Origin of the sequence: Kribbella hippodromi (assembly GCF_039531045.1) — a bacterium.
In the GTDB taxonomy this organism is placed as follows: domain Bacteria; phylum Actinomycetota; class Actinomycetes; order Propionibacteriales; family Kribbellaceae; genus Kribbella; species Kribbella hippodromi.
Genome location: NZ_BAAAPH010000020.1, coordinates 155,398 through 164,638, shown reverse-complemented (window position 1 = coordinate 164,638; position 9,241 = coordinate 155,398). Strand labels below are relative to the sequence as shown.

Below are 9,241 nucleotides of genomic sequence, written 5' to 3'. Positions count from 1 at the left end.
CTACTGTCCAACCAAGCAAATCCACCCGGTGTTGCAACCACCGCGTGAATCCGCCGGTGGCTATGAGGGCAAAAGGCTCCAGGGCTGCCGGGCAATCCCGCGAAAAGCTCCTACTTCGCCAGGGCGCGGTCGGCCAGGAGGGTTGGTGCTGGGGTCGTCAGTTGGGCGAGGCTTGGTAGGGCGGGGGCTTCGGGAACGGTCGTGGCGCCGGTGGTGGTGGCGGCTGGGTACTGGGGTTGTACGGGTGGCGCAACCACCTGGTTGAACGGGATGCCCCGCGGCGGAACTGGGCCCTTCCAAGCACCCGACGGCGAGACAGCTCGACCGGACGATGCACTGGCCGACGGATTGGCCGCTGCCCCGGACGGGCTCGCCGCTGCTCCGGACGGGCTCGCCGGGGCGCCGGACGGGCTGCCCGGGGCGCCGGGCGACGTGCTCGGCGGGCTGGTTGGGGTGCTTAGGGCTGGGCAGGGGGCGGTGGTGGGGAGGTTGGTGGGGATTGTGCGGGTGGTTGGGCCGGTGAGGCAGTTGTCGTGGCCTTTGGTGGCTGTCGGGAAGGTCCAGCCGACGTCCAGGGCATTGCCGGTGAAGACGTTGTTCTGGATTCGGTTGTTGTCCGGTGGGAGGTCCTGGGTCGCGGTGAGGATCACGCCCGCGTTCACATTGCCTGCGATCCGATTGTGGACAATCTGATTGCCGCTGCCACCGTCGATCCCGACGCCGACCCCCCAGCCACCGTCGGCCTGCTCCGGCGTGGCGGATTGCTGATTGTCCGCAATCAGATTGCCCGCAACCACCGCGCCCTGCTGGGGCAGCAGCTTCTCCTGATGGTCAGATCCAGTCGTCAGACCGACCCGATTGCCGACAATCCGATTGCCGACGAAGTACATTTCGCCGCTCGCATTCGTACCCTCGATGCCGACCGCGTTGTACTCGGCCACGTTGTCCTGCACCACCATGTGACAGGGCTTGCATTGACCGACGTAGATCCCCGAGTCAGCACCACCGGACGCGTACGACTGCTCGATCACCCCGTTCCGCGCGGAGAACGCGTAGATGCCGTACAAACCGTTGCGGGTCGCGGTCACATGCGACACCAGGAATGACTCCAGGAAGCGCACCGGCTCGTCACCGGTGTCGTACCCGCCGTCGCCTGGCTCGCCGTCCGCGGCCTTGACCGATCCGGTGACGAGGACGCCGTTCTGGGTGTTGCCGCGGACGGTCAGGTTCTCGACCGCGACGCCGGGCGCGGTGACGACGATGCCGTTCGGCTGCTGCAGCTGGCCGTCGATGATCACCTTGTCGCGGGATTCGCCGCGGAGGGTGACGTGCGGCGTCGTGATGCGCACCGACTCGTGGTACGTGCCGGGCGCTACCAGGACCAGATCGCCTTGCTGGGCAACGGAAACCGCGGCCGCGATGGTCGGGGCGTTGGCGGGCACGCGGATCGTGACCTTCTCGCCCGCCGGCCGCTGCGCCGACCTCTGACCCGAGCCCGAGCCTTGGGCCGGCTTCTGGTCGGACCCCGCGCCGCACCCCGCCAAGCTGATGACACTGAGTACCACGATCAACACCCCACGCACACGTGACATGGCGGCAGTGTGGCACGGTTCGCCGATTCGCCCGTACTGCGGGTGATGTGGCACTCTCACTCCGTGCTCGCCGACAGGACACCGTCCGCGCATAAGCCTCGAGCCGCCGGCACGTCGCGCCGCGCTCTGCTCGGCGCCGCTGCCACCGCGATCGGCGCCGCCACCGCGGGCATCCTCACCGCCTGCGACACCACCGACCAGCCCCAGGCCGCCTCATCACCGCAGGCACCGTCGGCACCATCCCCGCCCGCGGCTGTCCCATCAACCGGCAAGTACCAGGCCGGCATCACCACCCCACAAGCTCCCCAGCCAAACCTGCTCGCCGTAGTCGCCGACGTCACCCCCTCCACCCCCATCGGCCCACTACTGGCAGCCCTCGGCAACACCATCCGCACCCTCACCACCAAACCCACCCCTCACCTCCTCGGCCTCTCCCCAGCCGACCTCACCATCACAGTCGGCCTAGGCCCCCGCCTGGTACGCACGTCGAGCACCGCGCTGCCCGGCACCGCGGAGCTGCCGGTGTTTGCGAATGAGCAGATGGAGCCGCACGCACGCGGTGGGGACGTTCTGTTGCAGATCTGTGCGACAGACCCTCTCCTGCTCTCCCTCGCCGCGACCGCGCTCCTGAACCACCCCGGCCTCAAAGAACGCTGGCGCCAATCAGCCCGCCGCGGCCCGGCCGTACCAGTCGCCGAGCACCTCACCGCACCCCGCAACCAACTGGGTTTCATCGACGGAATCATCGGCCCCCACACCGAATCCGAACAGAACCGCAACCTCTGGCTGGCCGGCCCCAAACAAGTTGCCGGCGGCACCATCGCCGTAGTCCGCCGCATGCAACTCGACCTCCCCCGGTTCGCAGCACTGCCCAGAGAAGACCAGGAAGCGGTCATGGGCAGGCATCGCGACACCGGCGCCCCACTCTCCGGCGGCAACATCGCCGAAGGGCCAGACCTCAACGCCAAAACGCCCGACGGCCGCTACCTGGTTCCGGCCGGCGCCCACGCCCGCCGCGCGCACGCTACCGCAGTCGGCGTCGGACTGATGCTGCGCCGTTCCTACAGCATCGACGACCCCGCGCCCGGTTTGCTGTTCATCAGCTTCCAGAACGAGCTACGGACGTTCACCGCAACCCTCACCCACATGGAAAACGGCGACGCCCTGCTCCCGTTCACCAAAACCACCGCCAGCGGCACCTTCCTGATCCTGCCCGGGTACGACGAACAGCACCCGTTGGGCAGCACGCTCTTCTAGAGCGAACCAAGCTAGAGCAACCCCAGCTCGTACGCCCGCATCAACGCATCCTCACGACTCGACGCACCGAGCTTCCGATACACGCTTTTCACCTGCGTACGCACCGTGTTGACCGATACAACCAGCTTCCCGGCAATCTCCGGCGTACTTCCGCCCGCATCCAACTGACTCAAAACAGCGTGCTCCCGCGTCGTCAGCTCCACCAAATTCAGCCGATCCGGAAACACCTCCCGCGCTTTCTCCAACCGTTCTCGCGCCTCATCGGTCAACGGAAAGTCCTTGATTTCAAACAAATCCGCCCGATCGGCCCGCGACAAGGCGGCCAGCGATAGCACCTCATCCGGCGTACGCAACCGCCCGGCCAAATCGGCCGCCTCGCGCGCCTCGTTCCGATCGCCCATCCGCAACGCGGCGATTGCCTTGAGCAACAACAATTGCCGCAGATCGCGATGCGACGTGACAGTACCCCAGGACAAGCGCGACGCGAGGGCGCGTACGGACTCGTATTCGCCTTTGCACAAACGGATTCGTGCGGTCGGAAGGGTGAGCCACGGTTCGTGCGCGCCGGCTTCCTGGATCAGCCGCAGCGCGCGGGTACCGTGCCCGTTCGCGATCAGCAGATCGATCCACGCCCGCCGCAGCACTTGCAACGCGGTCTTCAGTTCGGCCAGCTCGGGCGCGTGGCTGAGCCGGAGCGTGCTCAGATGTACGAGCGCGGACGCCTGATCGCCCCGGTACACCGCGTGCGCGAACCCCAGCGCCGCGACGAACGGCCAGACTTCGACGCGGCTCGTACCGTCGCCGATGAGGTCCAGCGAACGCGTCACCGCCGCGTCGTCGTACCGGTCGAGGGCGTCCCACCCTTCGGCGATTGATCCGCCGAGGGTGAGCAGGTGCCTGACCCGGTGCGACGGCGCTTCGACTTCGTGCATCCGGTCGAGCCACTGCCGCGCGTACGCACCATGACCGAGGTTCGCGAAGATCATCGCGAGGTTCGCGGCGGCGTTCAGGGCGGTGGCCGCGGTGATCGGTTCGGCTGCGGCAAGCTCGTACGCGTGCCGGTACTGCTCTACCGCGGTCGGCAGATCGTCCATCAACGTCCGCGTAACTCCACGCTGCAAGGGCAACCAGCCCGGCCGCCAAACACCGTCCGCGCCGGGCAGCGGGCTGAGTTGCGCGGCGCGGGTAGTGAGCCGCTGCCCAAGCTCCTCCGCTTCGGCGCATTTCCCCTGCGCACGCAGGGCGATCATCGCGGCGACGCCGACTGTCGTGAGGGTCGCCACCGACGTTTCCTGGTCAAGATCCATCGACTCGACCAGGCGCGTACCGAGCTCCATGTAGTGACGGAGATACGGCCGCAGCTCGCCGGCGTCCGGCTGGGTGGCGGCGTAGTACGCGCTGGTCCACGACAACATCAGCCGCGGCCGCGCCCGCAATTCCGCATCCGGCACCTGCGTCAGCACGGCCAGCAGCCGGCCGGCCAGCTCGCCCTCCACTGCCAGCAGGTGCTGATCGCACAACACCTGCAGCGCATCCCAATCCCGCTCCGCCGCAACTCGCGCCAACTCGGCCGGCAACCCCGCCACCGGCACCGGCGCGAGCCGGCCACCCCCCACGTCCAAATCCAGGTCCTCCCAGCTCCGGATGTAACCCAGAGAGCATATTCGCTCTCAGTGAGTAAGGGCGCGTCTCGGCATGTCTGGCGAAAATATGTAGACTGGTCTATATTCGCGTCATGAGTCCAGAGCCAGTACGCAAGGGCGAGGCCGTGAAAGGCCGGATGGCCGTCTCGATGCTGGAGTTGATCCAGCGGCAGGGGTACGCGGGCACCGGGCTGAACGCCGTGCTCGAACACGCGGGTGCGCCGAAAGGCTCGCTGTACTTCCACTTCCCCGGCGGCAAAGAACAGCTCGGCGTCCAAGCGATTGGGCTCGCAGCGGAGCAGTTCACGGCGTTGATTCGAGAGTGCTTGACGACCGATCCGGCCACTGAGCTCGCGGATGCGATCGAGTCGGCGATCGACGCACTGGCTGCGCTGATGGTCGCCAGCGACTACACCTTGGGCTGCCCGGTTTCGGTGGTGACGCTGGAGATGGGTAATGCGAGCGACGCCCTGCGCGCGGCCTGCACCGACGCGTACGACGCGTGGGTCGCGCTGGTCGAGGAGTTCCTGGTCGCGCGGCAGGTTCCAGCGGCCGAAGCGAAGGTGCTCGGCTCGGCGGCGGTGAGTTTGATCGAGGGCGCGCTGATCATTTCGCGGGCGCGGCGATCACCGCAGCCGTTGCGCGACGCGGGCGCGAGTTTGCGTACGCTCGCTGGGTCGGCCGTTCGCGGTACGCCGGAGGAGTCACGATGACGCGGCGTACAGCACTGGTCTTCGGGTCGACCGGCTTCATCGGGCGCTGGTTGGTGATCGAGCTGGTTGCGCAGGGCGTACCGGTGATCGCGGCCGTCCGTACCCGGTCAGCTGGTGAGAAGCTCCGGCTTTGGCTGAGCGCGCATGGTGTGGAGAACGGTGTCGAGTTCATCGAGGCCGACTTCGCCGCGGCCGATCTAGGGATGGATGATGCGGCGCTGGCCGGTACGACCGAGATCCACAACCTGGCCGGCGCCTTTCGGTTCGGGATGCCGGAGCAGGAGGCGTACGACGGGAATGTGGTCACCGCGCGGCGGATCGTCGAGCTCGCTGCGCGGCTGCCGCTGCGGCCGCACGTCGTACACGTGTCGGGGTATCGCGTCGGCAGTCACGGCGATGCAGTACTGACCGGTGCTGCGCGGGCGGCGGCGTACGAGCGGCTGGGCGCGTACGAGGCGTCGAAGATCGAGGCCGATGGGGTCGTCAAACAGACCGCCGGCGAGCTCGGTGTCGCGTACACGATCGTCAATCCGTCGACGGTCAGCGGGCATTCCGTGACCGGCGAATCCGAGCAGCAGATCGGGCTGGCGGCAACTATCCGCGACCTGTGGCAGGGCACGCTGGCCGCGCTGCCGGGGAACGCGGAGACGTTTGTTCCGGTCGTCACGGTCGACTATTTGGCGAAGTTCATGGCGCTCGTACCGACCGTCGACGAGGCGCGCGGCAAGTCGTACTGGGTGCTGGACGACCACACACCACGGCTCCGGGAGCTGCTGACGCTGATCGGAAAGCACTACCGCGTCCGCGGGCCGAGGTTGTCGTTGCCGGTCGGGGTCATCCGGAAACTTCCCCGACGCGTGACCCAGGTTGACCCAGAAACCTTGAGTTTCCTGGACAGCGCCCGCTATCCGACCGCCGAAGCCGAGGCACTCGCGGATCAGCACGGCCTCGTGCAGCCGGCAACAATCCCTTCCCTACTGCGCTGGGCCGATCACCTGGCCGCGCATCGCTTCGGTGCCGTACGCCTAAGTGATCAGCGGCGGGGGTTCATCGACGTCGGCGGCACACGTACTTTCAGCCTCGGCAACCCGGACGCCGACACCGTCGTACTGCCGCCGCTGCCGCTCAACGCGGACAGCTGGTCCGAGATCGCCAACGCGTTCCCCACCGACCTGCAAGTCGTGGACCTGCCCGGTCTGGGCATGAGCTCAGGCAACACCACTCACTGGACAAGCTGGCTCGAGGCCTTGCTGGAACGTCGCCCGAACGTCCATCTCATCGGCCACTCGATCGGCGCCGCGTACGCCCTCGAGTACGCCGCCAATCACCCGGACAAGCTCAGCCGGCTCACCCTTGTAGCCCCCGCCTTCCTCCAGCCCCGCGCCGGAGCACTCGCCCGCTCCCGCCTCCTGGCCACCCTCTGGCTCCGCCACACCACCCCTGAATCCCTGGCCGCCAGACTCCTGGGCGACAAGGCCCTAGCCCCCAAACTCACCACTTCCATCCAGGACCTACACCGCCCCACCACAGCCCGCCGAGTAGCCACCCTCCTCCACCAAGGCGCCCACCCACCCCGCCGAACCGCCCTAATCCAAACCCTCACCACCTACCCCACCAAACTCCACATCATCACCGGCGAACAAGACCCCCTAACCCCCGAAGCCCAATCCACCTTCCCCCACACAACCATCCCCAACGCCGGCCACTACCCCCACCTAACCCACCCCACCGAACTGCTAACACTCCTGACCCAAGCCAGGGCAACAACCGCAGCAAGCTGACTTCAGTAGGTGGTGGCGAAGGGGGTTAGGGGGTGGGTGGGGTTGGCCAGGTGGGTGGGGTCTACGGAGGGGTGGTTGCGGATCAGGTCTTCGATGGGTTGCAGGCCGGTTTCCCAGAGGTTTACGTGGAGGCCGGCTACTACCTGGTTGTTGGTTAGCCAGAAGGCTTGGAAGGCGTCGGCTGAGAGGTCTCCGCGGACGATTACCTGGTCGTAGCCGGCGGGGTCGAGGTGGCCGGTGAATTCCATTTCTACGTCGTATTGCTCGGTGCTGAAGTACGGCAGGCGGTCGTACGCGACGTTGCGGCCGAGCATGGACTGGGCGACGACCGGTGCGCAGTGCAGTGCGTTGGACCAGTGTTCGGTACGCAGATGTCCGGCGTAGAACGGGCGGTACGAGTTCGCCACCTCACCGATCGCGAAGATGTCGGGGTCGTCCGTACGCAGCGACTCGTCGACCAGGATGCCGTCGTCGCACGCGAGGCCGGCGCGTTGGGCCAGTTCGACGTTGGGTACGGCGCGCGACGCCACGATCACCGCGTCCGCCGCGAACTCACCGCCGTCGTCCGTCAGCACACTGCTCACCTCGGACGTCCCGCGGAAACCGCTCACGGTCCGCCCGAGTTGCAGGTCGACGCCGTGGCGGCGGTGCAGGCCGGCGAAGAACGCGCCCATTTCGGTGCCGAGCGCATCGGCCGGCAAGGTCGGACGGGAGTCGACGATCGTGACCGCACACCCGTACTCACGCGCCGCGGCCGCCGTCTCCAGCCCGGTCCACCCGGCGCCGACGACCACGATCCGGCCGCCGTCGAGGATGGTCTCCCGCAGCCGGTCGGAGTCCGCCGCCCAGCGCAGGTCGTGTACGCCGTCCAGGTCCGCCCCGGGCAGGCCGACCCGCCGCGGTGACGCACCGGTTGCCAGCAGCAACTTGGTGTACGCGATCCGCTCGCCGGTGGAAAGCTCCACCTCATGCGCACCGCGATCGAGCGACACCACCCGCTCACCGAGCCGTAGCTCCACCTCCCGCGCGACGTGCCAGCGCCGCTCATGGACGAAGACCTTGGTCCGCTCGTCCTTGCCCAGCAAGTAACCGTTCGACAAGGCAGGACGTTCGTACGGGCCGGTGGTCTCGTCGCCGATCAGCACGATCCGGCCGGCGAAACCGTGTTCGCGCAGCGCCTGAGCCGCTCTGGCGCCCGGGAGGCTCGCACCGGCGATGACGTAGGTGGCTCTCATTCGCGTGTCACCTTCCAACCGAAGCCGCGGTATCTGGGGGGCGAGTGATTTCGAGTTTCGCAGTGCGGCCAGGTGACAACCACACAACTGTTGCCCAAAACTGGTACTCAGATAGCGCGCCCTGGTTCTCAGGGCGACGAGAGGATCACGCGATGAAGCCGCGCCACGAACAGCCAGGGATCATCCCCTACGGGATCACGTTCAGCTGCTTCATGCTGCGCCAGGAGTCGTTCGACTTCGCCTGGCAGTTCCACGAGGAGTACGAGCTGGCGCTGATCACCAAGGGCACCGGCACCCGGTATGTGGGTACCACAGTCGCCCCGTACCACCCGGGCGACCTGCTGCTGCTGGGCCCCGGCCTGCCGCACACCTTCACGTCGGCGTCGGACCCGGGGCGGCCGGCCGAGGCCGCCGTGATCCAGTTTCACGAGGACTTCCTCGGCGCGGGATTCTTCGGCCTGCCGCAGTTCCACGACATCGCGAAGCTGCTCACGAACGCGTCACACGGCCTGTTGTTCAACCCCGCGCCCAGGCTGGCGCGGGACATCCTGACCGCGCTGCCCGTACTCGACAGCGCCGCCGCGCAGACAGTACGGCTCCTGGAGGTACTGCACGTGCTGTCGGTGTGCCGCGACGCCGAACCGATCACCGGCCCCGGCTACACCCCCGCTCCCGATGCTTCCGTCCGGGAGCGGATCGACAAGGTCTGCAGCCACCTCGAGGACGTCCACCGGCGGCACGTCGAGCTGGCCGAGGTCGCGGAACTGGTGCACATGTCGCCGACATCGTTCAGCCGCTTCTTCAGCCGCGCGATGGGACGGACGCTGACCGACTACATCAATCAGCTAAGGATCGACACCGCTTGCCGGCTGCTCACCAACAGCAACTCACCGGTCACCGAAATCGCGGCCGACAGCGGTTTCGTCAATCTCTCCAACTTCAACCGACGCTTCCGCGAACTGAAGGGCATGTCCCCCCGCGAGTACCGGAACGCCCACCTCCGCAGCTGAAGCTGCAAGC

7 protein-coding genes are annotated in these 9,241 nt (G+C 67.3%); 4 read left to right on the top strand and 3 right to left on the bottom strand.

Annotated features, from left to right (window positions below; all coding sequences use genetic code 11):
- Positions 1-110: 110 nt before the first annotated feature.
- Entirely contained in the window at positions 111-1,592 is a 1,482-nt protein-coding gene (locus tag ABD260_RS27960; protein WP_344238083.1) for a right-handed parallel beta-helix repeat-containing protein, read from the bottom strand.
- Positions 1,593-1,655: 63 nt separating this feature from the next.
- Here ABD260_RS27960 and ABD260_RS27955 point away from each other — a divergent pair, with 63 nt between their 5' ends.
- On the top strand, positions 1,656-2,849 hold the full coding sequence (locus ABD260_RS27955; RefSeq protein ID WP_344238081.1) for a Dyp-type peroxidase: 1,194 nt from the start codon (positions 1,656-1,658) through the stop codon (positions 2,847-2,849).
- A gap of 11 nt (positions 2,850-2,860) precedes the next feature.
- Here the strand turns inward: ABD260_RS27955 and ABD260_RS27950 are convergent, their stop codons facing one another.
- Positions 2,861-4,465, bottom strand: a complete 1,605-nt coding sequence (locus ABD260_RS27950) for a helix-turn-helix transcriptional regulator (RefSeq protein ID WP_344238088.1) — start codon at positions 4,463-4,465, stop codon at positions 2,861-2,863.
- A gap of 119 nt (positions 4,466-4,584) precedes the next feature.
- On the opposite strand from ABD260_RS27950, the gene ABD260_RS27945 reads away from it, so the two are divergent.
- The gene (locus ABD260_RS27945) at positions 4,585-5,205 is read left to right on the top strand and encodes a TetR/AcrR family transcriptional regulator (RefSeq protein WP_344238079.1); all 621 of its coding nucleotides are present in this window, start codon (positions 4,585-4,587) and stop codon (positions 5,203-5,205) included.
- Entirely contained in the window at positions 5,202-6,986 is a 1,785-nt protein-coding gene (locus ABD260_RS27940; RefSeq protein WP_344238077.1) for an alpha/beta fold hydrolase, read from the top strand. Before ABD260_RS27945 ends, ABD260_RS27940 begins: the two co-directional genes overlap by 4 nt.
- 2 nt (positions 6,987-6,988) lie before the next feature.
- Here the strand turns inward: ABD260_RS27940 and ABD260_RS27935 are convergent, their stop codons facing one another.
- Positions 6,989-8,221, bottom strand: a complete 1,233-nt coding sequence (locus ABD260_RS27935) for an NAD(P)/FAD-dependent oxidoreductase (RefSeq protein ID WP_344238075.1) — start codon at positions 8,219-8,221, stop codon at positions 6,989-6,991.
- Between the two features lie 152 nt (positions 8,222-8,373).
- Here ABD260_RS27935 and ABD260_RS27930 point away from each other — a divergent pair, with 152 nt between their 5' ends.
- Positions 8,374-9,231: an AraC family transcriptional regulator gene (locus tag ABD260_RS27930; protein ID WP_344238073.1), complete on the top strand. Its 858-nt coding sequence runs from the start codon at positions 8,374-8,376 to the stop codon at positions 9,229-9,231.
- The last annotated feature ends 10 nt before the right edge of the window (positions 9,232-9,241 follow it).